This window comes from Desulfobulbus rhabdoformis (genome assembly GCF_016919065.1).
Classification (GTDB): Bacteria; Desulfobacterota; Desulfobulbia; order Desulfobulbales; family Desulfobulbaceae; genus Desulfobulbus; species Desulfobulbus rhabdoformis.
Window position 1 is genome coordinate 131,161 of the sequence record NZ_JAFFQA010000008.1, and the last position, 23,637, is coordinate 154,797.

The window sequence follows — 23,637 nt, forward strand, 5'->3', positions numbered from 1 at the left end:
CAAGAATCTTTTACCCTACCACTTTGTGGTCTGGTTTAACAGATGAGCATGGAACTGTTTTTGATTATTGCTGCGTTGTTATCATGTAACAGAGCCGCCTGTGCCTGATCAGTTGATATTGAACTGACTCCTATTTGCCGGCAGAGTTCCGAGGAGAGATCGCTGAGCAGACTTATACGGATGCGACGGGTTTTTGCCATCATCGAAAGGGCTGTGCCTCCGTTTCCAGAGTAACATTTTTCAAGCTCCGCAAAGGCCCTTTTGGCCCCTCCCAGAGCAAAGTAAGGGAGAAAGGTAGTGGAGCCGATCCCGTCACGGCATTGGGCCAGAACAATGAGGTGGCCTCCGTCTTCGACAAAGCCTGCAGCATTGTTGATCGCCTTATGGGATTGGATAAAATTAATATCCTTGGGAAATCCACCTGCAGATGCAAGCACCAACGAATATTTTTTATCGTTGGGCAAGCGAAAGTGGTGATCATGGATTTTACAGACATCGAGAAAATCCGTGTAGGATCGACCACAACGATAGTCTACCACCTGGCCGTCACTGCCGAGAAGTCCATGGATAGAGATATAGTGCGGCAGAGCCTCATCTATTTCTTTGAGGTCTTCAGCAAGAGGATTGCCCAAGAGTTGGCCTGAGGTACAACCGGGAGCCAGCCCCTGAATGCTGGAATCAAGGAAAAGCCGATGATTTGCCCATATAGCCTCCCTTTCAGCAAGACCGGGGAAAAGCAATTTTCTTCCGCCGCCAAATCCGGCAAAGTAATGGTGAGAGATGGCCCCTACGGTAATGATGAATCCTGCTTGCAGGAGATCGCGCCGAATGCGGATCGGTGTCTTTCTTTTTGTGGTGCCTAAGGTGACAAATTGTCCCCGATCCTCGCTTTCATGGTGCACAAAGTGAAATTGCCGGTACGTTTCACCGTAACAGGCCAGGGATTCCTCCTCGCTTTGGCGAATATGAGTGCCGTAGCTGATATAGAAGCAGATTTGTTTGCCGCTGATGCCACAGGAAAGCAAGAGGTCAATGAGCCAGGGAAGAATCCTGGGATAGCCACAGAGCCTGGTTTTATCGGCCACCACGATGGCAACAGGTCCAGGGGGCAGGGAAGAGGGCAAAAGCGCTCTCAGCTCAAGGCTCAACCGACCCAAATCGACCTTGTTTTCGGGCTCATGCGGGTCGAGAAACCGTGTCTGCAGCGATACGTCAAAAGGGACCGTCCCCTCTCCAAAGCAAAGATTAACTTTGTTGTTCATCGGTGAGGGCCTGGTCTATGAGCTCAAGGGTATGCAGCGCCTGCATTTGCAAGCCATTACGGTCAATAATATCCTGCAACTGGAGAATACACCCAGGGCAACTGGAAGCCACAATCGTTGCTCCTGTTTTTTTCAGACCGCTGCTTTTTTTATCCCCGATCATACGGCTTAAGTCAGGGTGATGAGCGGTAAAGGTCCCCCCAAGTCCACAACAGAGACCGGCTCCTTCCATCTCAACATAGTCTGCCTGGGGCAAAGCCTGAAGGAGGGCACGTGGCTCCCTGGTTATTCCCTCGCTACGTAAATGGCAGGGATCGTGGTAGGTTATTCTGGTTGTCTGCTTTTTTTGAGGAAGCGCGGCAAGTATTTTATCAACTCCGTTTGCTACCAGGAACTGATGGATATCAAGAATTTTTGAGTCAAACGGGGAACCTGATTTTTCCGCATAATGACCAGCAAGCATCCCGCGACAGGATGCACAACCAGTGAGAATGACAGAACTCTTTTTTTTGTTCAGGGCCCCAATGTTGGTTTCACTGAGTTTGGAGATTAATGCGGAGTTTCCTGAAGAGAGCGCGGGCATACCGCAACAGCCCTGTTTTTTGGGAAAATACACGGAGAACCCCAGTCTATGCGGAATCCGTATTAAAAGTTCGCCCCACTGGGGATAGATATAACTGAGAGCACAACCGGCAAAAACCGTGACTATCCCCTTTTCCGGATCTCCTTCGAGAAACTCTGGAACCCGGTCAAAGAGGGTGCGTTCGGCAAGAGGCGGCAAACTCCTGCCTTTGAGTATTTCAGGGGAGAAGCGAAGTCGCAGCCCACTGGATTCAGGGATCTTTTTAAAGAGCAGGGGAGAGAGAAATTCGGCTCCTTTAATCAGGGTCTTCATGAGTGACTTGGACCCCGTAACCTTTGCCACCTTTTTGCCCACAGAAGAAAGTCCATGTTGGTCGGTTATTTTTCTTCGCAGGGCCCCGACAATTTTATCCGTGGGAACCTGGTTGGGGCAATGGGTAACACAGGAGCCACAGAGCAGGCAGAGCCCCATATCCTCTTGCAACCGCTCATCAAGCACTACCTGACCACTCAGTACGGAGGCGGCGAGAACGATCTTGCCGCGTGCTACAGAGCCTTCCCTGCCTGTTTCACTGTAAACAGGGCAATGGGCCTGACAGGCTCCACAGCGAACACATTGTTGGAGGACGTGCGCGTATTCTTCAAGATCTTTCTGGTTACTCATACTGCGGAATTTTCCAATAAAGGCAGAGGGGACTCCGGGTTCAACTCTGGAAAGATTTTACCTGGGTTCATGATATTATGCGGATCAAGAGCTTTCTTTATGGCGCGCATGGTCCCCAGAGTTTCAGGGCTGAGTTCGATGGCGATATAGGGCTGTTTTGCCGTACCTATCCCATGTTCGCCACTCACTGATCCCTGAAGGGCAACAGTAGTTTCAAAAATTTCTTTGAGCACCTTCTCCACGGTTTCACGCATCCCCTGTTCATCGAGATTCACCATTACGTTGACGTGGATGTTGCCATCCCCGGCATGACCAAAATTGACAATGGGAACATTATAATGTGCGGAAATTTTTTCCAGGGCGCGGATCATCTCCGGAACCCGTGAGCGAGGAACGACAATATCCTCGTTGAATTTATGGGGGTTAAGCTGACGCAGGCTTGGGCTGATGGCTCGACGCACCTTCCAGATTGCCTCAGATTCTTCCTGGGTTGCTGCTACTCGGATCTCCAATACGCCCAAGGGGGCAAGCAGTTCCTCTATCCGTGCGACCTGGGGATCAAGCTGATCGGAGGCCCCATCAACCTCGATAATAAGAACTGCCTGGGTGTGTTCGGGCAAGCCGAGATCGCCACCAGCCTGGCGGATACAGCTCAACGCTGAATTATCAATGAATTCAAGAGTAGTCGGGATAACTTTCCCCCGAATAATGGTCGAAACTCCCTCTGCAGCTCCTTCGATCGAGGTAAAGGCGACCAGCATGGTCTTGCGGGCCTCCGGTTGAGGGATTAGGCGTAGGATAATTTCGGTGACAACACCAAGGGTCCCTTCGGCGCCGACAATCAGCCGGGTCAGATCATAGCCCACTACATTCTTGATGGCACGGCCACCGGTTTGGATGATATCCCCGGTGGGCGTAACCACGGTCAACCCCATGACATAATCTCGGGTCACACCGTATTTGACGCACCTTGGCCCCCCGGCACACTCGGCAACATTACCGCCAAGGGTCGAGAAATCCTTCGAGGCAGGGTCTGGAGGGTAAAAAAGGCCTAACTGCTCAACCTTACGTTGCAGGTGAGCTGTTACCACCCCAGGCTCGACCACAGCAACCAGGTTATCGGTGTCAATTTCGATGATGCGATTCATGCGGGTCAGCACCAAAACGATGCCGCCGCGTACAGGCAGGCTCCCCCCGGTAAAGCCTGATCCGGCACCCCTGGGCAGGATGGGGATCTTTTCCTCGTTGGCCAGTTTGACAATCTGGCTCACCTCCTGCGTGGTGGTAGGATGGACCACCACATCAGGCATACATTGACGCTGGGTAGCGTCAAAGGAGTGAGTGACGAGGTCAACCTGCTGCCAGGAGACCCGACTTGACCCCACAATCTTCTCAAGTTTATCGAGAATATCTTGGTTGAGCATGAAATCTCTACTCGTCTGTATTTTCCGGCAGATGCACAGAGAGCTGCGGGAATGGAATTTCCCAGTTGTTTTGATTCGAGCATTCAACACACCACCGGGAAATAGAGCGTTCAATGCGACCGATGATCGGTGCTTGGTCCCCCTTCATATTGGCAAAGATCACCACATCAAGTGACGATGCGCCTGCCTGAAGAAAATCGACGCTGAGACTGAGGCAATTTTGGGCAAACCCTGCCTCTTCAAATTTTTGCTGCATGTAGGCGTTGAGTTTTTCCAAAACCGTGGAGGTAATTTCCTTTTGCAGGTCATAGGAAAGGCCAAAGACCACACGAACAAAAAAGTTGGTGGACAGGTTCGCAGGAGAAAGCCCCATAAATTCAGCCGTCGAATAAACGATTTTGCGGCCACCGAGTTCCACAACCTCGACCATCTCATGGGTCAGACTCACCACCTTGGCGTTATTCTTGCCCTCTATCGCGACCCAATCACCTTCCTCACAGGGGAACCATGGCTCATGTTCTTCATACGGTCGGGAAATCTGGCCTATCAAGGTCTCAATGGGGAGACGTAACTGCACTTTCAGGGTCGGATTGGAGAGTTTGCAAAACAGGTTAATTGATTCAACCCGCCAGGGGACACTCTGATAAATAATTCGCTCACCTTCTCGAACCGAGCCCATGTTCAACATCAGGCGAACCTGTTGCCACATCTTGGGCAGGGTTTGACGTACAGCCCAGATCAGTCCAAGGGCAAAGATAATGGTGGCGCTTAAAAGAAACCAGTCCTCAGCCATGTAGAGTACAAGGATAAACCCTGAAATGGCGAAGATAATGGAAAACGCCTGTAAAAAGAGTTCAGTAAAACGAACATGGACCGGACGCTGTTCTTTGCGAGCCCCTGGTAAAACGGTGAGGATGAAACGCGCAAACAGGCGAAAAGCGATGAAGATGACGATAAAAGCCCCAAAGGCCAGCAGCAGATACAAGCCTCGTTCGCGGAAAAAGTTGCGGACGGAGTCACTGGAACTCTGGATAAATGAGACGTCGTTTGCCTCAAGTTTGTTGAGCTCCTTTTGGGCAAGATCGAGTTTACCATTGACTCGTTTGTCCATGTTTTCCCAGGCAGGCAGCAGTTCACTCAGATAATTTTTTATCTCCGGGGTTTTTGCTTCCTCTATGAGCCCGCTAAGATGGGCAATTGCCGCCTTGGCCGTTTTGGCCTGCTCCTGGTAGGTGTTGATTGTATCTTTAAGATCGGACTTTTGCCTGGCCTTGGCAGTCAATGCTTTGAGTTCTTTAATACTGGGCTCAAGCAGGGTGGCGACTTCCTCTTTCCAACTGAATTTTGCCTCAGTCTTGTTGGAAAAAGCGCTGGAGTCGACTCCGGTTGCTAATCGTTCAAAATCAATTCCGGTTTCGTTAAGCTGTTTATCAAGATTTTTAAGTTCTTCCTTAAGGGTCTCCTGCTCGGAGACCGAGGAACTCTTTTCAATGCGCGCATTGATGGTGGCAATCTGCATCTTGAGGTTTTTCTGCAATTCAACCAATGAGGAAAGCATCTGCAGGGTTTCATCGGCCTTTTGCCCCGATTTCTGGCTGTCCCCCTTGGTCAATACAGACTCAATCTGTATTGGTTCGGTTGCCTCAGGTTGAATATCCTCAACTGCGTTTTCAGTTTTCAACTCTTGAACGACTTGATCATCAACCGTAGATATGGGGTTAATCGCAATCTTAGCGCTGCCCTTCCTATGCTCTTCAGCAAGGGTGACCTGCTTGTTTTTTGCAGTATCAATGGGCTTGGTTTCAGCAAAGCCTCCACCTGTAAAGGAAAACAGCACAATCAAGATGATCAGAAAACGCATAGTCCTTATCCTTGGTTTAAATTATTCAAGACACCCTGCAGGTCAGGGCGCAAGGCGCTCAAGCGACCATTGCCCATCAGAATCAAGCGTATAAAGGAAACGGTCGTGAAGGCGGCTGGTCTGCCCTTGCCAAAACTCAACCGTCTGTGGTCGAACACGATACCCACCCCAAAAATCGGGTAAAGGGATTTCTCCCTCAAGAAATTTCTTTTTAATTTTTTCGAATTCGAGCATCAGCATCTGCCTAGAAGAAAGCACAGAACTCTGACGGGATATCCACGCCCCCAACTGACTTTCCCGTGGGCGGGATGAAAAATAGCGGGCAGACTCCGCAGCGCTGACTTCTTCTGCTATTCCGGTGATAGCCACTTGCCGAGCAATCTTGATCCAGGGGAAAAGCAGGGCAACACGATTGTTTTCAGCAATTTCCCCTGCCTTGCGACTTTTGTAGTTGGTGTAGAAGACAAAGCCGTTTTGGTCAAAAAATTTTAAGAGCACTGTACGTGAAGATGGTTGTCCATCTTTATTGACAGTGGAAAGGGTCATGGCGTTGGGCTCGAGAAGCTCAGCTGCGCATGCATCCTTAAACCAGTGCTCAAATTGGGAAAAAGGGTCAACGGCCAGGGTTTTACGGCTCAATACCGGTTTTTTATAATCTTTGCGGAATCCTTGAATATCCATACTCTACTCCAAAAGGGTGTCTTGAATAATGAGATTTTTCAATCAAGATCAGGTAAGCGCCAGACTTCGCGAGATTGGCAGAAAAAGCAATTATTCAAGATTCCCAAAAAAATAATAGCCTCCCAACTGTAAGAACCGTTTTAAATCAGGTCAACATCTGCAGAGCCCCTGAGTCTGTGACAGCGGGGGAACTGGATGAAACATAAATTTCTGAAAAATAATGACCGATTCAGAATGACAGGTTGTTCAATTCCCACCAGCTACCACGGATGCAGGACAAAGCTCATTGCCCCTCGGTGAGAATATCCAGCAATTCCGGAAGGGCTGTGGCGCTGGGCTGTTGGATAAAGAATCCCTGCTGGCTTTGTTGGGCAAGCTCTGAGAAGGGGTTGGCCTCAATGTTGATATCAACAATGATCCCATTGTTACGATACACTTCCCGTGCTACCTGATTGGGCAGGTTGGTTGCTCCAGCTGTTCCAACAATAATCAGAAGCGCAGTTTCCTGGGCCAAGGCCATTGAACTGTAGAAATGGTAATGGTGCTCGTTGTAACTTTCATCGAAAAGAAGAACATGCGGCCGGGTACGGGCTCCGCAAAGCGGGCAACGTAAGGCCTGTATATCCTGAGCAGTGAGCTGCTCTTCTTTTGTTTTTGGAGAGACTGTCTCGGGTATGGGATAGACCTCTTCGCTGCATTCCAGTGCGCAACGCATATGAAATACATTGCCATGAATTTGATAGGTGCGCTGAAGGGAATTGCCTGCACTCAGATGCAACCCATCTATATTTTGGGTGATAAGCGCGAATCGATCTTTGAAAACATTTTCCATATCGACCAGCGCTTTATGGCCGTCGTTGGGGCGAGCACCTTTGCAAACGCCCATACGATAGAGGTACCACTTCCATACCTCCTCAGGTATCTGGCTAAACATTTGAAAGGTGGCCATCTCCTGGGGATGGTAGACCTCCGAGCCAACGGTCCAGTATCCTTCAGGTCCACGAAAGGTTGGAATACCGCTTTCTGCAGATATTCCGGCCCCGGTGAGTACCGTGATTTTCCCCGCTCCTTTTGCAATACGCTGCAACAGCTGCTTTTGGCTTGTTTCCATGCATGCTCCCGTGTTCAGGACTCAGTCATCTTTCCGTTGCAATATCCAGCAGATAAAACTTAGTCATTCTGAATAGAGCACCTAAGTCAAGAACAGATTCTTTTTCAAGCCCTATTTCAGAAAAATGAAAAAAGGGGCTTGATCCTGCTGTTCGCAACTACAGTTATGGCTCATAGCCGTATTCACTTACGGAACAAGGTTGAATTGATTCTGTAGGCTTGATTGTAAAAGTGTTTCGAGCCGCCTGAATACCTGAGAAAGAAAGGGGAAGCTTAACGGGTAGCCGTTGCCAGCTTGAGGGCGAGCAGGGTAAAGATGGATCCGGCCGTCTTGTTTAACCATTTTTGTGCCGAGGCGGATTGTCGCAACCACTGCCCCAGGTGTGCAGCAAGAAAACTGATGGCACCAAAAACAAGAAATGCACAACAGATAAATACACTCCCCAGCAGGGCGATTTGCACGGTCAGGTGACCACGGTCAGGGTGGGTGAATTGGGGGAGAAAGGCGAGAAAAAAAATAGAAACCTTGGGGTTGGTTACATTCATGATAATACCCCGAAGGTAGTAGCGAAAAAGACTGGTTTCCTGCTGTGTCCGGTCCTCCAGCGACTCGGCTCCGGCACGAAATGCCCCCCAGGCCAGATAGAGCAGATAGGCAGCACCTGCACATTTCAGCAGGGTAAAAGCCGTGGCGGAAGCCTGAAATATGGCTGCTACGCCAAAGGCGACAAGGGAAGTATGGACAAGGAGCCCGGTACAAAGACCTAAGGTCACCACAAGGCCAACCAGGCGACCTTTTACTGCCGATTGCGTCAGCACAAAGATATTGTCCGGTCCTGGAGCCAGGGCGAGTAACAGGGAGGCAGAGACAAACAACGCAAGCTCAGTCAACGCAAACATGCAGGCACTCCACTACAGCCCTGATGTGTCAGAGGGGCCGCCGGTATCCATGGGATACACTTTAAATTTTTCTATAAAACCAGCTGGTTTATAGCTTAACTTTGCCTGACGCAGTCCCTGGTCCCCCAGGTCCTGCTCACGATTTATGGTTTCGTAATCCTCGGGAAGCACCGAGGCAAAAGATTTATTGATAAACTGATACAAACCTTTATAGCCGGTGACAGCCTTTTCAAAATGAATCAGGTAGCTGGCCACGTTGCCGAGCTCTTCTCCAAGGGCATAGGCTACAGGTTTTTTGTCAACATAGTAAATACCGCCGCAGAGCACAAGCTCATCAATAAGCTCAAGCGCTTCACGGGCAGCTGCGTAATCGCCATCGCGGCCAAGATTTGCCCGCCACTGGTCAAGCACCTTGATGGCGTCATCGACATACTCTTCGCGCAGGGGGCGGGCCTCGTAATTATGGTTGGTGATAAAGGCCTTTACCAGATTACGTTTTTTATGGTAGTTGCGACCGCGCAGTACGGCCAGATCCTGGCGGTTATAGAGATAATCAAAGTTATCCCTATCGGGCAGTACACGGTAGCCCAGGTCAACAAGCTGTTGCTGCTGACTAGCCGATGCAGCCTTCATCATGCCTTGATCTTCAAAGAGTTGTGCCAAAATTTTCGGCTCAGGAAGAGCAAAGGGCAGCATGAAAAAGGGGATATCATCATCTCTCCCCAGCAGCACAAGGGTGCCATCGGCCACCTGAGTCAACCGATAGTTATGACTCTGCCGGAATAGATAAATGTTAGCAAAGGTAAACTCGGATATACCGTCATGCAATGCATGAAACATGGGGTGCAAAAACGGACGGTGTTCTAAGCGTATTTCAGAGGTGTTTGGATAGGCTGGAAACATGGACGAAGAATGAAAAGCAAGAAAATGGCAGGTTGTTGCAAGATAACCTGCAAGTTCACCTCAGAGATTCTTGGCAGAGAACAGGCTTTTGCCAAGGGACTTGAAGAGATTGCAAGAGTAGGTAAAACTCAGTCTGAATCCGTGAGCATTCATTGGTGTGTCAGTTCCCTCGCTTGCAACATGCCGATTAATGTACACTTTATCGACGTGTTGCAAACAAGGAAGGTGTGTGCCGATGGATGTCCCAAAGGGGCGACGGGGAAACCGAATAAGAACGATGCTTATCCATAAAACCTGATTTATTCGAAATAATCTGGTGGATGGCAATCACCCGCCGTCACGGATTCGGGGCTGGAACATGGTCTACCTTAGACATGATCATGGAGTTGAGCAACCCTGCAACATGATAAACACTGGAATAAAATAAATGTATTTCTGCTTTCTCCCTGTAAACCGGAAGTTAACTCCCAAGTCCGTGAGCATTTAACGGACGTCAGTATGGTTGTTTGAAAATCATTGTATTCTTAAAAAGATACATCGAACTATGAGCACCCGCCGTCACGGATTCTGATTACTGTTCCGTTCCCAGTACTTTGTCGATAATCATTTTTTTGGTGTACTCGTCTGGCTCAGGAGTGTTCCAATAAATGAACTGTTTGATCATCCGCATGTAACTGCCATTATCCTCTTTGCACTGATCGCAGATCGATTCGGCGTGGTCACGGTACATGATGATTTCACTGGCCGGTTCACCTGATTTATTCACCGCTGCCATTTTTCGGCAGCCACAGTCGTAGCGAATAACAGCAACGCCCACAGCATCGGGGCTGCCCTCGATGATCCCTTCTATCATGGCCAGTTCACCTTTTTCCGCTGAGTAGGTGTTATTCTTCTTTGGGGTCAGTTTCTTTGCCATACAAATCTCCTTCAAGGGTTCATGAAAATCCGGTTCTTCTTACCCATGATTTATCCACAAGCATATGAAAAAATGAATCGGCATGTGATTAATGGGTTGTTATGAAAAAATTATCAGGCTGAAAATCAATAATTTTCAAACGTAACCACAGATTTGTGGGATGCAACCCGGATATCTTTTATCTTGACAAAGGTTGACCGGTCTTTTAAAAAAAATCGATTCTTACGTATTGTTTGCCTCGTCCCCGGGGTTGTAACAACATCGTGTTTCGAGTTTTTATTCATTTATCCATTCTTTTTGGAGGTAGTGCCATGTGGGAAATCGTTGTAGATAAAGACAAATGTACTGGTGATGAAGAGTGTGTAAACGCTTGCCCCGCACAGGTTTTCGAGATGCAGGATGGTAAAGCAGAGCCGGTTAACGGCGACGAGTGCCTGGGCTGCGAGACCTGTGTAGAGGTTTGCCCTGAAGGTGCCATCACTGTTACCGAAATCTGATTCTATCAGAACATTCGGTTGGTTTACAAGCCCATCCCTTTACGGGGATGGGCTTGATTTGTTTTAGGCAACCGAATCGGCCTCTGTTGTTTGCTCTTTCTCATGACGCTACGTAAATTCACCCGAATCGTTAAACCCGGTGTTCCGCGCTCGGTGCATCTTTTTGCTGCGCCATTTTTATGGACCGTCATCGGCTGTATGCTGATGCTTCGCGGCATCGGCTGGATGCACCAGGGACACCGCTTGATACTGATCATTCTCGCACTGGTTATTGGAACGCTCAAATCCCTGTTTATTCTTGATAAGGTGGCACGGAAATCCATCGATCGCATCATCCGTTTTCAGGATGGGACCTGTCTTGGCGCCATTTATTCCTGGAAAAGTTGGCTCATGGTCGCCATGATGATGGGAGCGGGTATGATTTTACGCCACCTGGGACACCCTGGTCAGTGGGTAGGGGCGCTTTACTGTGCCGTTGGCTGGGCACTGTGTTTTTCCAGTCGACTGGGCTGGGGCCAGTGGTATACACTGAGAAACTTTCATGAACACTAACACCATACATTCTCTCAACCAAATAACCATCAGCCGCAGCGCACTGCTCCATAATTTTCGTCTTTGCAAAGAGCTGGCGCAGGGGGCACCTTTGCTTCCCCTGGTCAAGGCTGATGCCTATGGTCATGGGCTCCTGGATTGTGCCCGAATCTTTGCCAAAGAGGGCGTGGCCGCCTTTGGTGTTGCCGAGGTGGTTGAAGGCGTCCGCTTGCGAGAGGCGGGATTCACCGAACCCATTTTCGTGCTGGCAGGTGTCATTCCCCAAACCCTTGAGACCATCATTACTTATGATCTTACTCCGGTGGTTGTCGATAAGGCACTCTTCCCGGAACTCTCACGGTTAGCCGGTAAGTACCAGAAAACAGTAGCGGTGCATCTCAAACTTGATGCCGGCATGGGAAGGCAGGGTATTTTACCCAAAGATTTCGCGCAGGTAGTTGAAATCCTCGAGCAAACGGACCATCTCCAGCTTGCAGGTGTCATGGCACATTTTCCCATGGCAGATGATCCAAGCTCTGACAACTCAAGCAAGGTGCTCGCAACTTTTACAGAGACAACGGATAAACTCGACACGGTTCAACGCCGGAAGTGCTGCCTCCATCTTGCCAATTCCGGTGGATTATTTTATGTTGCCGGCGCCCAGCTCAACATGGTCCGGCCTGGAATCTCCCTCTACGGGTATTATCCCGACGGGGACCAGGGGCGTGGCAATGCATCTGCTCCACTGTTGCAGCCCGCCATGCGTTTTAGCACGCAGGTCATCCAGGTTCGAGAGGTTCCAAGGGGACATGGTTTAGGATATGGCCACCTCTTTACAACGACCCGACCAACGACCATCGCGGTGCTTCCGGTTGGCTATGAAGATGGGTATCTGCGTATTTTGTCAAACCGTGCCCAGGTGTTGGTAAACGGGCAACGAGCGCCTGTCGTTGGCCGAATCTCCATGAATCTGACCCTTGTCGATGTGACCGATGTCGGCTCCGTGCACGTTGGAGATGAGGTTGTCCTTCTTGGAAAGCAAGGGGATGCAGAGATTACCGCAGATGATATTGCCACCTGGATGGAGACCATCAATTATGAGGTGCTCTGCCTCTTTGGCAATCTCAACGATCGAAAACTTGTCGACTAATATTTGGGCTGAATCCGTGAGCATTCATCGGTGCGTCAGTCTCAAAGTTTGTGCCGTGCCGATTAAAGTACACTGTATCGGTATGTTGCAGGCAATGGTAGCGGCTGAGTACTGAACAAAAAGTCGGCGTATTACAAACAACGAAGCTAATCCAATAATGAGTTCATACGGCTTCGTGGATATCATGAAACCTGATACATCACCATTTTCCCTTACACTATTGTCGGTTTTTGACCGCAGTTGTTAGCCCATGATAAAATCACAGATAAAAGAAATTGTTGATCGATGTTTCCAGAAAGGTGTTGCCCTAGAGTATTGGAGTAATGCGGCAGCAGGTCGTTACGCCATCGAAGTACCCAAGCGTGAAGGGCAGGGGGATTTTTCGACCAATTTTGCCCTGGTCGCAGCCGGTATTGATAAGCGAAAACCCCGTGACCTTGCGGCTCAACTGGCACAGCTGCTGGAAGCGGAAACCATGATCGAGAGGGTTGAGGTCGCTGGCCCCGGTTTTATCAACCTTTTCTTGAAAACAGAAATCTGGACCACGGTGCTTGCTCCCATCTATGAGCAGGGAACCGCCTTTGGCTGTACTGATGTCGGTGCTGGCAACAGGGTCCTGGTTGAGTTTGTTTCTGCCAATCCCACCGGTCCCTTGAGTGTCGGACATGGCCGCAATGCGGTCTTGGGAGATGCCATCGCCAGGGTACTGAAGGCTGCCGGGTATAACGTGGAGCGGGAATATTACTTTAATGATGCCGGACGGCAAATGCGTGTTCTTGGTGAGTCGACCCGCGCTCGTTATCTGGAGCTTTTGGACCTGCCAAACACCTTCCCCGAAGATGGTTACCAAGGTGACTATATCTACGATATAGCCCGCGCCATGCAGGAAGAGGGGGGCGATTCGTATAAAGATGCCGATGTTACGGTCTTTAAAGAGCATGCCCAGAAGGCGATTTTTGCCGACATCGACTCAACCCTCAAGCGTATTGGTATCGGTTTTGATACCTATTTCAACGAGCATACCCTCTATGCCGACGGGCGTATTTACAAGGTCGTCGACGAGCTGCGGGCCAAGGACCTGGTCTATGAAAAAGAGGAGGCGACCTGGTTTAAAACCTCCGAGCTTGGGCAGGAGCAGGATAGAGTCATCATAAAAAGTACTGGCGAGCCAACCTATCGCTTGCCCGATATCGCCTACCACCTTGATAAGTTCAAACGCGGCTATGACTGGATGATCAATGTTTTTGGCTCTGATCATATTGCCACTGTTCCCGACGTTCTTGCCGGTGTACGTGCTCTGGGCTGTGATGACAGCAAGATCACTGTTGTGCTGTACCAGTTTGTGACCCTGCTGCGCGATGGGAAACAGGTCAAGATGTCAACCAGGAAGGCGACCTTTGTCACCGTTGATGAACTTGTCGATGAGGTCGGACCGGATGCGCTGCGTTTTTTCTTTCTCATGCGCAAACCCGACAACCTGATCGAATTTGACTTGGATTTAGCCAAAAAACAAAGCCAGGAAAATCCTGTTTACTATGTGCAGTACGGGCACGCGCGCCTTTGCTCTATCGAGCGCCAGGCAAAAGAACAGGGGGCCAGCAGCGCTGCCGGTCCTGATGCGCTAAATCGGCTCGTCGAACCGGAGGAATACGCTCTACTCAAGGCTCTGGCCGATTACCCGCAACTGGTTGCCGGGGCAGCGACTGACCTTGCACCGCACCGTGTCATTTTTTATCTGATGGAGCTGGCCGGGCAATTTCATGGCTACTATAATAAGCATAAGGTCCTCACCGATGACAGCCAGTTGAGCGCAGCCAGGCTCTACCTCTGTGGCGCGGTCAAACAGGTCTTACGGAACGGTCTCGAGCTCATCGGTCTTAATGCCCCGGAATCCATGTGAGAAAACTGGACGGGCTTTTTTGAATTCCAGGTTGCATTTTCCGGCAAAAGACTTACCAAATAGGACGGAGGCGAGAGTGAAGACGTTTCCGTCCTTGTCTGCCTATCCTTCCAGGAACTCCTGAGGCGCCATGGGATTGTTTGCACGTAAAGCTGCCTCTTCTTCAACTTCGTCCCGGGATGGGACCAAGCCAAAAAAGGCAAAATCCTTCCGTATCGAACTGGGCTGGCGCGGTCTGTTGAGTCTGATACTGGTTTGCTTTTGTTTGTTTTTCTGGATGTTTGTATTAGGGATTTGGGCTGGTCAGACCATTCTTTTTCCGCAAAAAAAAGAAACTGTACACAGCTCGGCATCCCCCAGGGAACGCTCGGCACAGAAAATTCCACCGGCACGGATTGCTACACAAAAACGTCCTGCCGGATAACCCGTCATTAAGAAGGACTCAAGCAGCAGCTCAATTATGAATGGAACACGACGTAGGCGCCCAACAAAGCAAAAACAGGTCTCGTTGTTTGTAGCTTTGGGGCTACTGCTGCGTCGGCTTCTGTTAGTTCGTGTAAGCTGGTATGTTCCGGCTATCACCCCACTTTGTATATTTTTCCTTGCCCATCTCCTCACGCTTGTTACTTTTATTCTGATTCGCAATCATCTTGTAAGCGTTGAAGAGTCCGTGTACGCCTCTTTGGTGACTTGGTCGGTGTATGGTCTGTTTCCACTGAGTCTGAGTTCCTATGTCTGTTTTTTTTTAGTCGCCCGTCCCGCTGTGACCTTGTTACACCATTGTTTTCCCTCATGGTCCGCCTTCAACCTGCATCTGCTTAACGGCAGCATATATGGCGCTGCCATAGGGCTGTCGCTGCTGATATTGCTGCAGCCGGGAGTAGGGGGCAAAGCCCTGCTTCTTTTTGTTATAGGCTACGCCTGCGGTCTTGGAAACTGGCAGCTTTACAGACGGCTTGCCTCCGTTCCGCCTCTGGTACAGCAACAGTCAGTCCCCAAGGGGGAGAACGGTCGGGTTTAGAAGTTTTTTTCCATCGAAGGATGGTTCTGAGAGTAAATTTTATGCTTGAAGCTACAGTACAAAAAAACAATGGTCGTATTCGTCCGGCGCGAATGGGTGATGTTCGGGCCATTCACTCCCTGTTGAGTTCGTTTGCCGCGAAAGGTGTCATGCTCCCTCGTTCGATCAGCTCTCTCTATGATCATTTGCGCGACTTTGTAGTCTATGAAGAAGCCGGTACGATACTTGGCATCTGTGCCCTTCAGCTTTGCTGGGATGATCTTGCTGAAATTCGCTCGCTCGCGGTGGTCGAAGAACGACAGAAATGCGGTATCGGTGCACTGCTAGTGGAATCCTGCCTGGATGAAGCGCACAGCCTTGAAATTTCAAAGGTGTTTGTCTTGACATACCAGGCTCCCTTTTTCCGCAAGTTTGGTTTTATTGACTGCGATAAATCGGATCTGCCCCATAAAATCTGGAGTGATTGTATTCATTGCTCCAAGTTTCCGGACTGCGATGAAGATGCACTTATTCGCACCTCATCAGACCCTGTCGAATCTTGATTTTTGTGCCCTTACCTTCATTTGCACCTTTGTCGGCCGTTTGGCCTGAGAAAGCCTGCATACAGGAAATATTTTTGTAAAAGCGACAACCTTTTTTACCTTATCCCGGGGTGGTCACCCCGATGGAGATAGACGATGGTCGGAAAAGTACTGACAAAAGTTTTCGGAAGTAAAAACGACAGGATAGTCAAGCAATACCGACGAATGGTTCAAGCTATCAATGATCTTGAACCTTCGATTGAGCCGCTTTCCGATGAGGAACTCAAGGCAAAGACCGCTGAATTTAAAGACCGGCTTTCCCAGGGCGAGACGCTTGATGACCTGTTACCGGAAGCTTTTGCTGTTGTTCGCGAGGCTGCGAAGCGGGTCCTTGGTGAGCGCCATTACGATGTGCAGCTCATAGGCGGCATTGTGTTGCACCAGGGAAAAATTGCTGAAATGAAGACCGGTGAAGGAAAAACCCTGACTTCCACAGCTCCTGTCTATCTCAATGCACTTTCTGGAAAAGGCGTTCATGTGGTTACGGTGAACGATTACCTGGCCAGCCGCGATGTCGAGTGGATGGGCGAGGTCTACCGCTTTTTAGGCATGAGCACCGCCTGCATTGTCCATGATATGGATGATGACCAAAGACGCCAGGCCTATGGAGCCGATATCACCTACGGAACCAACAATGAGTTCGGTTTTGATTACCTGCGCGACAATATGAAATTTTCTTTAGAGGACTACTGTCAGCGCGGTTTTAACTATGCAATTGTTGATGAGGTTGACTCCATTCTCATCGATGAGGCGCGAACACCCCTGATTATCTCAGGCCCGGCGGAGCAAACCACGGATCTCTATCTCAAAGTCGATAGAATCATGCGCCATTTCAAGGTGGATGACCATTACACCAAAGATGAAAAGGCTCGTCAGATCATGCTTACTGACGACGGTGTCGCCCTGGCCGAAGAGCTCTTGGAACTCGATAACCTCTATGACCCAAGAAACATCAACCACCTGCACCATGTAAATCAGGCGCTCAAGGCACATTTTCTCTTTCAGCGTGATGTGGATTATATCGTCCGTAACGGTGGCGTGGTCATTGTCGATGAGTTCACCGGACGTACCATGGAAGGTCGGCGCTACTCTGATGGTTTGCACCAGGCACTGGAGGCAAAGGAAGGAGTAAAAATCGAAAAAGAGAATCAGACTCTGGCTTCGATTACCTTCCAGAACTACTTCCGCATGTACGATAAGCTTGCGGGGATGACCGGTACAGCCGATACCGAGGCGCCTGAGTTTAAAAAGATTTATGAGCTGGATGTTGTTATTATTCCCACCCACCAGAAGATGGTGCGCATAGATTACGCTGATCTTATTTATAAAAACCAGGCCGCCAAATATCGCAATATCGTTCGCGAAATTAAAGAACTCAACGCCAAAGGTCAGCCTATCCTGGTTGGTACCATTTCCATCGATGTTTCTGAAAAAATTTCTAAAATGCTCAGCAAGGAAGACATTCCCCACGACGTGCTCAATGCCAAGCAGCACGAGCGTGAGGCTGAGATTATTGCAGAAGCCGGACAGAAGGGCAGGGTGACCATCGCAACCAACATGGCGGGACGTGGTACCGATATCAAACTGGGCGAAGGCGTTCGAGAAATTGGAGGGTTGCACATCCTTGGCACCGGACGGCATGAGAGTCGGCGTATCGATAACCAGCTGCGCGGTCGTTCCGGTCGTCAGGGGGATCCTGGATCTTCACGGTTTTACCTCTCCCTGGAAGATGATCTGCTGCGTATTTTTGGCTCTGATCGGCTTAGTTCCGTGATGGACAAACTCGGCATGGAAGAAGACGAGCCCATTGAGCACTCCATGGTAACGCGCGCCATTGAAAATGCCCAGCGCAAGGTAGAGGGGCATAACTTTGATATTCGTAAGCATCTGCTGGAATACGACGATGTTATGAATAAACAGCGTGAAGTTGTGTACAGCCAGCGCCGCGAAGTACTGGAAGGAGAAAATATACGTCCGATTATCGACGATTTTATCAGCGATTTGGCCAGCCAAATCGTGGCAGAACTCGCCAGCAGCCGTGGCAGCTCTGAGGAGTGGGATTGGGAGGCCATTGAAGATCGGGTCGAGCAGGTCTTTAACCTGAAACTAGACTGGGCTGAAGAAGAACGCAACGACATGACCAGCGAAGAGTTCAGCGAGAAGCTCAATGAGGCTATCCAGCAGGCCTACGCTGTCCAGGAAGAGAGAAATGGTTCCGAGCAGATGCGACAGCTTGAGCGCATGGTCATGCTCCAGGTGGTTGATGGCCTCTGGAAAGAGCATCTCTTGCAGATGGATCACCTGAAAGAGGGCATCGGCCTGCGTGGCTACGGTCAGAAAAACCCGCTCATGGAGTACAAGCGTGAAGGCTATGACCTTTTTGCCAACATGGTTGAGGCGGTCAAGCAGCATACCATCGCCAATTTGATGCGTATTCAACTGGTGCAGGATGAGGAACTTGCACGTCTTGAAGAGGAGCGCCGGTTGCAACGTGAGCAGGAAATGGCTGCCATGAAACGATTAGGGGCCAAGGAGCCCAGTGACAATTCGGGTTCGAAAACAGTGCAGCGCAGTGAAGAAAAAGTGGGCCGCAACGCTCCCTGTCCATGTGGATCTGGAAAAAAATATAAAAAATGCTGTGGGAAGGCCGCCTGACAGCCTGACGAAAACCTGAACACTCTTTGGGGTGTTGATCAGTCCGTAAGACTCTGGATGCAGGTTCGGAGCATATCTTACTGCAAAGCCGTTATTTCCTCTTTGGAAGTAACGGCTTTTTATATAGGGCTTTTAGAAGGATTTTATAGAGTTTTTTGTTACAGCGCCAGATTGCGCCTTACGGATGCGTTTTTTTTTCGTGTTCTGAAGCGTCGTTATATCGATTAATGGAAAAATGCGCGGTAACGACCTGGAGTCATTCCCGTCAACCTCTTAAAACAACGATTTAAATGGCTTTGGTCGTAAAATCCGCAGCCATATGTCGTCTGCGCTAAGCTCTCACCGCTTTGAAGCGCCTGTTTTGCTTTTTCAATCCGCAGGGCAATCAAATATTGATGAACCGAAATTGCAGTCGATTTTTTGAAAAGCCGTTGGAAATGGTATTTGGAAATATCGAGCTGCTCAATAATATCATCTAAGCTGATCTCTTTGTGGTAGTTCTCCTTCATATAATCCTTTGCCTTGCGAACAGCCCTTTCCCCAATGCTTTTACTGACTTCAGGTGGTGTCAGTTTCTGCAGGGCAAACAATGCATCCAAAAATTCTCCCATCATGCAATCATATTCCAGTCCTGTTGGTGCTTCAGAAGGAGATGCCTCGATAAGAAGGGTAAACAGGGCAGCCAATTTTGGAGAAACTACCGCCGCTTCTGTAAAACGCAGGGGATGGCGATTCTCAGGGAGAAAGGCATGGAGTACATTGGGTTTTATGAACAGCGTGTCGTGGCGATAGCCTTCATCGGTGAGAGCCTGATAAGCATGCGTTTCATCTGGATTGACACAGAGAAGAGTCGTGGGGGAACTTGTAAGGTTTTTCCCCTGTATAAAGGCCTCGACTGCGCCTTCACGAATGAGATTGACGGCATAGTCTTCGTGGATATGCTTGCCCGAGGAAGATTGATGGTGAAATGCCTTCTGCAACACCACCCGATCCATTGTGCTTGTCTTTTGGAAAGGAACCCTTGATCTGAGTTGAGTATCGTTTTTCATGGGGATGCCTTGAACCAAGGAAATAGCCTGAAATTCTTAGCCTAAATTAAAGGGTGTCTTGAATAATTATATTTTTCAACAAGGCCAGGTAAGCATAGACTCCGAGGATTGCGCAAAATTTTATTTGATTACCACTGAAACTCAGCTGCAATATTTGTCGCGGGCAAGGCCCACTCCTACGAGTCCGATAACATTTGGGAGACTGTAGGAGGCGAGCCATGCCCGCGGCAGGGCGAACGATTTACCGACTCTTTGCCTTTTGCGGAAGAGAAGAGGAACCTGGCACAAATTCTTCTTTTTCAGCGGAGCTTTGATGGTAATCATAAAATTTTAAGCATGACGAGGTAAGCCTCAGACTCCGCGGGATTGGCAGAAAAAGCAATTATTCAAGATTCCCTAAAATATAAAACCGGCTCAAGCTTTCTTCAAGAAGCAGACAAGCATATTTACCGCTGCACGTCTATTATCCGATAAGTTGTCTGCTGACAGCGATACACACAATACCAACAGTCATTGCAACCAAAGCGTTTTTAGTTGCATACATGCACCAGACGATAAGGATTGCGGCGAGTAAACCTTTTACTCCCTCCTCAATTATCGCCGGTACGACCAGTGAGATAAGCAATGTCGCTGGCAGTGAATCCAGGAATAATCGAACTTTCCCAGAATTGACCAAACGATCCGAGAGCAGTAAGCCGGAAATCTTAAACGCGTACGTTCCCACTGTGACGATGCCGAGCACAAGCACTACGTCCCAATTATGCATTTTTTTCTCCATTTATATGAGGAAAAAGGGTCATCAGAGAACCGGCAAGGGCTCCGCCTAGAATATACAGATTACCGGGGAGCCATTGCTTCAAAAGCAGGGAACAGACTGCTGCCACGCACCAAGGCAACCAGTTCTGGGATCCCCGGTACATTCCCGGCAAAATGGTTATAATCATGGCGACCAAAGCAAAGTCGAGACCGTAAATAGCCGGATTGCTCAGAGAACTCCCCAAAAAATATCCGGATATCGTCCCTCCCGACCAGGCAAAGAGCATGCACACGCCGCCACCGAAGAGAAACAACGGTGAAGTGGGCTGTGTCTCAAGGCGGGAGAGACTCAAGGCCCAGTTGGGTTCCGCTGTCAAATGGATGTACGCCAGCTTTTCGATCATCCGAGAGTTGACAAACAAGGGATGAAGCGCCATACACATGAGGAAATAGCGGAGATTGATTAAGAGGGCAGCCATTGAAATACCCAATATATCGAGGGGGGCATCCCACATCTCCACCATCAGGAACTGACCGGCTCCACCAAACACAAAGACGTTCATCAGCAGCAATTCAGATAATGACATCCCGTTCTGGACACTTAACGCACCACAGACCAGACCGAAGGAAACGATACTGAAGCTGATGGGAATCGTGGCTAAAAAGCCATCTTTAAATTCATGTTTCATGCTCCTAAAGTAACGCATGAAAATTTTGATGTATTGGATAATCGTGCTTTTATTCTGTATCTATGACGGCAGGGTAGCGCTGAGTAGCATATTATATCGACTAAACGAGAAGTTATTAATAATCACATTTCTTGTTCAGCTCAAAATCCCCTCTGGAGCCCCAAACAAATGAGGACAGATCAATATTCGTATTTATGAAATTGGAATTTTTTTGGCAAACCTAATGAAAATCAACATCAAAATGGAATTTATGAAAAAATTATTTTTTGTCATTCTTACCTTTCTCATGAGCACTGGTTATGTCCAAGCCAGCTCGTATATTTTTATCGGAGCTGGCCCGCTAACCGAGAAGGGCTATCTCGTCAGCGGAGCAATTTCCAAAACTGTTAATAATACAATCAAAAAATTTCACTTGCGTGCTTCTGTAGAATCCACACAGGGGGATCAAGAGACTCTCCGACTCTTGGAATCTGGCAGTGTCGAGTTCGGAGTTGTGCATTCGAAGACGCATGTTTCAAAAAATCATGTTCGGGCAGTTTTCAGTATTCCACAGACCTCTTTCATAGTGGTCACATCCGAAAAAACTCCTGACACTGTTGTGTACTCCTTTACAAAATCAATTTTTGAGAACCTCAACTTTTTAAAAATTAAGCTTGAGAGTATGAATATTATTCACCCATCAGCCAGTGAGTCCTTGGTCGGAGGTGGTCTGGCCGATGGTGCCGTGTTTACAAAGGGAAATATGTTAACTGGCTTCTCTTATGAATTACATCCAGCGGCATCAAAGTACTACAAAGAAGCAAGGATAAATCCTGAGAGATGGTGAAACAGAAAACTACGAAAATAGTTGTGCAAATGACAATAAAAAAAGCATAACTACCCCTGAACGTTTAGGATTTAGTAAGGAAGGTGTGATACGAAATGCTGAAAAAATATATGATAAATACTATGATTATGTTGTTTATGGTATGTTAAAAAGTAAATTTCAGCAATGATTGAAGAGAATATAATAACGTATCCAAGAGATTTTATAAAAAGATGAAGCTGAGAAGTTTGTGTTATTCCGGTTTAACGTAATTTTTATTGATCTGAAGGCAGGAAGATAAAATTACCAAATAATTATTTATTGGAAGTAGTTTAAGACCTTCTTTTTTAAGTGATCAAGGAGATACTTTCGATGAAATTCTATTTTGGACAAGAGTGATTCATTATAAATAATGTATAGATCATTTTTTATGATGCATGTTTGCTAAAGTTTGGAGATCCATATTATGGACAAGAATTTAGTTTTTACAGTACAATTTGATATTAAGCCTGAGTGTGTACATACATTCAAAGAGTCATTGTTAAATGTATTAAACAAAATGTCTTTAGAAGATACGTTTGTATCTTGTTATTTGGATAAAGATTCTAATGATGACGCTAAATATATTCTTTATGAAATTTGGAAAGAGCCTAGCGTGGAGGCGTTTTCTGAAAACCAAATCAATAAAGATTATCGTAAGGAATTTAATAGCAAGATAGATAAGTGGATTAAAAAGGATAAGGTAGTAACAATTCTGGAACCTGTACAAGAGTGGCACAAATAACACCAATATACAATAATTCTCTACTGCAGTAGTGTCATTGGATAACGTTCAATATTTATGACCTGATCCTTGTTTGTTGTTGGCGGCCAATATGTAGAATTTTTTTATGTTTTTTGTTAAATAATGCAGAAAATAGAGGGCGCGCCGCGATTAAATAATGATAGTGGACCGCATGTATCCCGGTATACCCGGAGGGGAGCATCCGATAGTTATGGAATTGCTCTGCAGATCGAAGTCGGCCTGTTTGGTTAATAATTTTAACACGTTACGTTATTTTTTTGTTTAAATGCTGCTTTTCACATGATATAATATCCCGTTAAATCAGGAGGTTGCATCATGGCGGCTGTGCGAAAAATTCGGAATTGGTCTAAATGTTACAAAGACATGTACGATAATATTCTCGATCAAAAAATTGCTCACATTATTCAGTGTGTTGATGCGCCCAACAACACGCTTTTTGAGATAATTAACAAGATCAGAAAAGAGTACCCGTCAATAGATCCCGAATTAGTCCAGATTGTCATTCAAGGTGAACTTGATCGGCAGATCCAAGCTCCGACATGCACTCCTTGCGGGAGCAAAGCTCATAAAAAATATTCCACGAAAAAAGAGTGCGTTACCACTATTGGCACCCTTGTCATTGACTGCCCGTACTATGTGTGCCCCAAATGTAAAGCCGTCCATACCCCGTACGAAAATGCTCTTAATTTGAGGGATGGCAAGTACCAGTACGATGTACAAAAAATAGCTTCTCTCTTCGGTTCCAAGGAAACTTTTGAGGAAGCTGCAGAAATGATGAACGAGATCTATCGTTTTGACATTTCCGCAGACACTGTCCATAAACTCACCAATCAAGTCGCGGATGAAATCAGCCTTGAAGAGATCACTCCTACTTCTCAAGAAATATCTAAAATCA

22 protein-coding genes and 1 pseudogene are annotated in these 23,637 nt (G+C 48.0%); 11 read left to right on the forward strand and 12 right to left on the reverse strand.

What is annotated here, in order from left to right; genetic code table 11:
- Positions 1-35: 35 nt before the first annotated feature.
- From JWJ90_RS06345 to JWJ90_RS06380, 8 genes are all read right to left on the reverse strand, one after another.
- A complete protein-coding gene (locus JWJ90_RS06345; protein ID WP_205226360.1) occupies positions 36-1,262 on the reverse strand; it encodes a lactate racemase domain-containing protein in 1,227 nt (408 codons plus the stop codon).
- Positions 1,246-2,508, reverse strand: a complete 1,263-nt coding sequence (locus tag JWJ90_RS06350) for a (Fe-S)-binding protein (protein ID WP_205226361.1) — start codon at positions 2,506-2,508, stop codon at positions 1,246-1,248. Before JWJ90_RS06350 ends, JWJ90_RS06345 begins: the two co-directional genes overlap by 17 nt.
- Positions 2,505-3,932, reverse strand: coding sequence for an FAD-binding oxidoreductase (locus JWJ90_RS06355; RefSeq protein ID WP_205226362.1), 1,428 nt, complete (start codon positions 3,930-3,932; stop codon positions 2,505-2,507). Before JWJ90_RS06355 ends, JWJ90_RS06350 begins: the two co-directional genes overlap by 4 nt.
- A 7-nt stretch (positions 3,933-3,939) precedes the next feature.
- Positions 3,940-5,793: a hypothetical protein gene (locus JWJ90_RS06360; RefSeq protein WP_205226363.1), complete on the reverse strand. Its 1,854-nt coding sequence runs from the start codon at positions 5,791-5,793 to the stop codon at positions 3,940-3,942.
- 42 nt (positions 5,794-5,835) lie between these two features.
- Entirely contained in the window at positions 5,836-6,474 is a 639-nt protein-coding gene (gene pdxH, locus JWJ90_RS06365) for a pyridoxamine 5'-phosphate oxidase (RefSeq protein WP_205226364.1), read from the reverse strand.
- Positions 6,475-6,757: 283 nt separating this feature from the next.
- Entirely contained in the window at positions 6,758-7,585 is an 828-nt protein-coding gene (locus tag JWJ90_RS06370; protein WP_205226365.1) for an SIR2 family NAD-dependent protein deacylase, read from the reverse strand.
- 272 nt (positions 7,586-7,857) lie between these two features.
- Positions 7,858-8,484 (reverse strand): LysE family translocator, encoded by a 627-nt coding sequence (locus JWJ90_RS06375; RefSeq protein WP_205226366.1) that lies wholly within the window; start codon positions 8,482-8,484, stop codon positions 7,858-7,860.
- Between the two features lie 12 nt (positions 8,485-8,496).
- A complete protein-coding gene (locus JWJ90_RS06380; protein ID WP_240194779.1) occupies positions 8,497-9,324 on the reverse strand; it encodes a DUF2156 domain-containing protein in 828 nt (275 codons plus the stop codon).
- Between the two features lie 72 nt (positions 9,325-9,396).
- On the opposite strand from JWJ90_RS06380, the gene JWJ90_RS06385 reads away from it, so the two are divergent.
- Positions 9,397-9,678 carry a hypothetical protein gene (locus JWJ90_RS06385; protein ID WP_205226368.1) on the forward strand — a complete coding sequence of 94 codons (282 nt, stop codon included), beginning with the start codon at positions 9,397-9,399 and terminating at the stop codon, positions 9,676-9,678.
- Positions 9,679-9,958: 280 nt separating this feature from the next.
- Here JWJ90_RS06385 and JWJ90_RS06390 read toward each other — a convergent pair whose 3' ends face one another.
- Positions 9,959-10,303, reverse strand: coding sequence for a hypothetical protein (locus JWJ90_RS06390; RefSeq protein WP_205226369.1), 345 nt, complete (start codon positions 10,301-10,303; stop codon positions 9,959-9,961).
- A gap of 311 nt (positions 10,304-10,614) precedes the next feature.
- On the opposite strand from JWJ90_RS06390, the gene JWJ90_RS06395 reads away from it, so the two are divergent.
- The 7 genes from JWJ90_RS06395 (at position 10,615) to secA (ending at position 18,638) form a co-directional block, all read left to right on the forward strand.
- Positions 10,615-10,800 carry an indolepyruvate ferredoxin oxidoreductase subunit alpha gene (locus tag JWJ90_RS06395; RefSeq protein WP_205226370.1) on the forward strand — a complete coding sequence of 62 codons (186 nt, stop codon included), beginning with the start codon at positions 10,615-10,617 and terminating at the stop codon, positions 10,798-10,800.
- 102 nt (positions 10,801-10,902) lie between these two features.
- The gene (locus JWJ90_RS06400) at positions 10,903-11,352 is read left to right on the forward strand and encodes a hypothetical protein (protein ID WP_205226371.1); all 450 of its coding nucleotides are present in this window, start codon (positions 10,903-10,905) and stop codon (positions 11,350-11,352) included.
- The gene (alr, locus tag JWJ90_RS06405) at positions 11,342-12,481 is read left to right on the forward strand and encodes an alanine racemase (RefSeq protein ID WP_240194780.1); all 1,140 of its coding nucleotides are present in this window, start codon (positions 11,342-11,344) and stop codon (positions 12,479-12,481) included. The genes JWJ90_RS06400 and alr overlap by 11 nt, the downstream gene beginning before the upstream one ends.
- 250 nt (positions 12,482-12,731) lie before the next feature.
- A complete protein-coding gene (gene argS, locus JWJ90_RS06410; RefSeq protein WP_205226372.1) occupies positions 12,732-14,381 on the forward strand; it encodes an arginine--tRNA ligase in 1,650 nt (549 codons plus the stop codon).
- A gap of 460 nt (positions 14,382-14,841) precedes the next feature.
- Positions 14,842-15,402: a hypothetical protein gene (locus JWJ90_RS06415; protein ID WP_205226373.1), complete on the forward strand. Its 561-nt coding sequence runs from the start codon at positions 14,842-14,844 to the stop codon at positions 15,400-15,402.
- A 41-nt stretch (positions 15,403-15,443) separates the two neighbouring features.
- On the forward strand, positions 15,444-15,944 hold the full coding sequence (locus tag JWJ90_RS06420; protein ID WP_205226374.1) for an N-acetyltransferase: 501 nt from the start codon (positions 15,444-15,446) through the stop codon (positions 15,942-15,944).
- A 135-nt stretch (positions 15,945-16,079) separates the two neighbouring features.
- Complete coding sequence (gene secA / locus JWJ90_RS06425; protein WP_205226375.1) at positions 16,080-18,638, forward strand: preprotein translocase subunit SecA; 2,559 nt, start codon at positions 16,080-16,082, stop codon at positions 18,636-18,638.
- 224 nt (positions 18,639-18,862) lie between these two features.
- Here the strand turns inward: secA and JWJ90_RS06430 are convergent, their stop codons facing one another.
- The 3 genes from JWJ90_RS06430 to JWJ90_RS06440 form a co-directional block, all read right to left on the reverse strand.
- Entirely contained in the window at positions 18,863-19,687 is an 825-nt protein-coding gene (locus JWJ90_RS06430; RefSeq protein WP_205226376.1) for an AraC family transcriptional regulator, read from the reverse strand.
- Positions 19,688-20,150: 463 nt separating this feature from the next.
- Positions 20,151-20,453, reverse strand: coding sequence for an AzlD domain-containing protein (locus tag JWJ90_RS06435; protein WP_205226377.1), 303 nt, complete (start codon positions 20,451-20,453; stop codon positions 20,151-20,153).
- The gene (locus JWJ90_RS06440) at positions 20,446-21,132 is read right to left on the reverse strand and encodes an AzlC family ABC transporter permease (protein WP_205226378.1); all 687 of its coding nucleotides are present in this window, start codon (positions 21,130-21,132) and stop codon (positions 20,446-20,448) included. Before JWJ90_RS06440 ends, JWJ90_RS06435 begins: the two co-directional genes overlap by 8 nt.
- Before the next feature lie 223 nt (positions 21,133-21,355).
- On the opposite strand from JWJ90_RS06440, the gene JWJ90_RS06445 reads away from it, so the two are divergent.
- The 3 genes and pseudogenes from JWJ90_RS06445 to JWJ90_RS06455 all read left to right on the forward strand — a co-directional run.
- Positions 21,356-21,958, forward strand: a complete 603-nt coding sequence (locus JWJ90_RS06445) for a TAXI family TRAP transporter solute-binding subunit (protein ID WP_205226379.1) — start codon at positions 21,356-21,358, stop codon at positions 21,956-21,958.
- Between the two features lie 445 nt (positions 21,959-22,403).
- A complete protein-coding gene (locus JWJ90_RS06450) occupies positions 22,404-22,721 on the forward strand; it encodes a putative quinol monooxygenase (RefSeq protein WP_205226380.1) in 318 nt (105 codons plus the stop codon).
- Positions 22,722-23,057: 336 nt separating this feature from the next.
- Positions 23,058-23,637 (forward strand): annotated as a pseudogene (locus tag JWJ90_RS06455) (hypothetical protein); the annotation flags it as partial.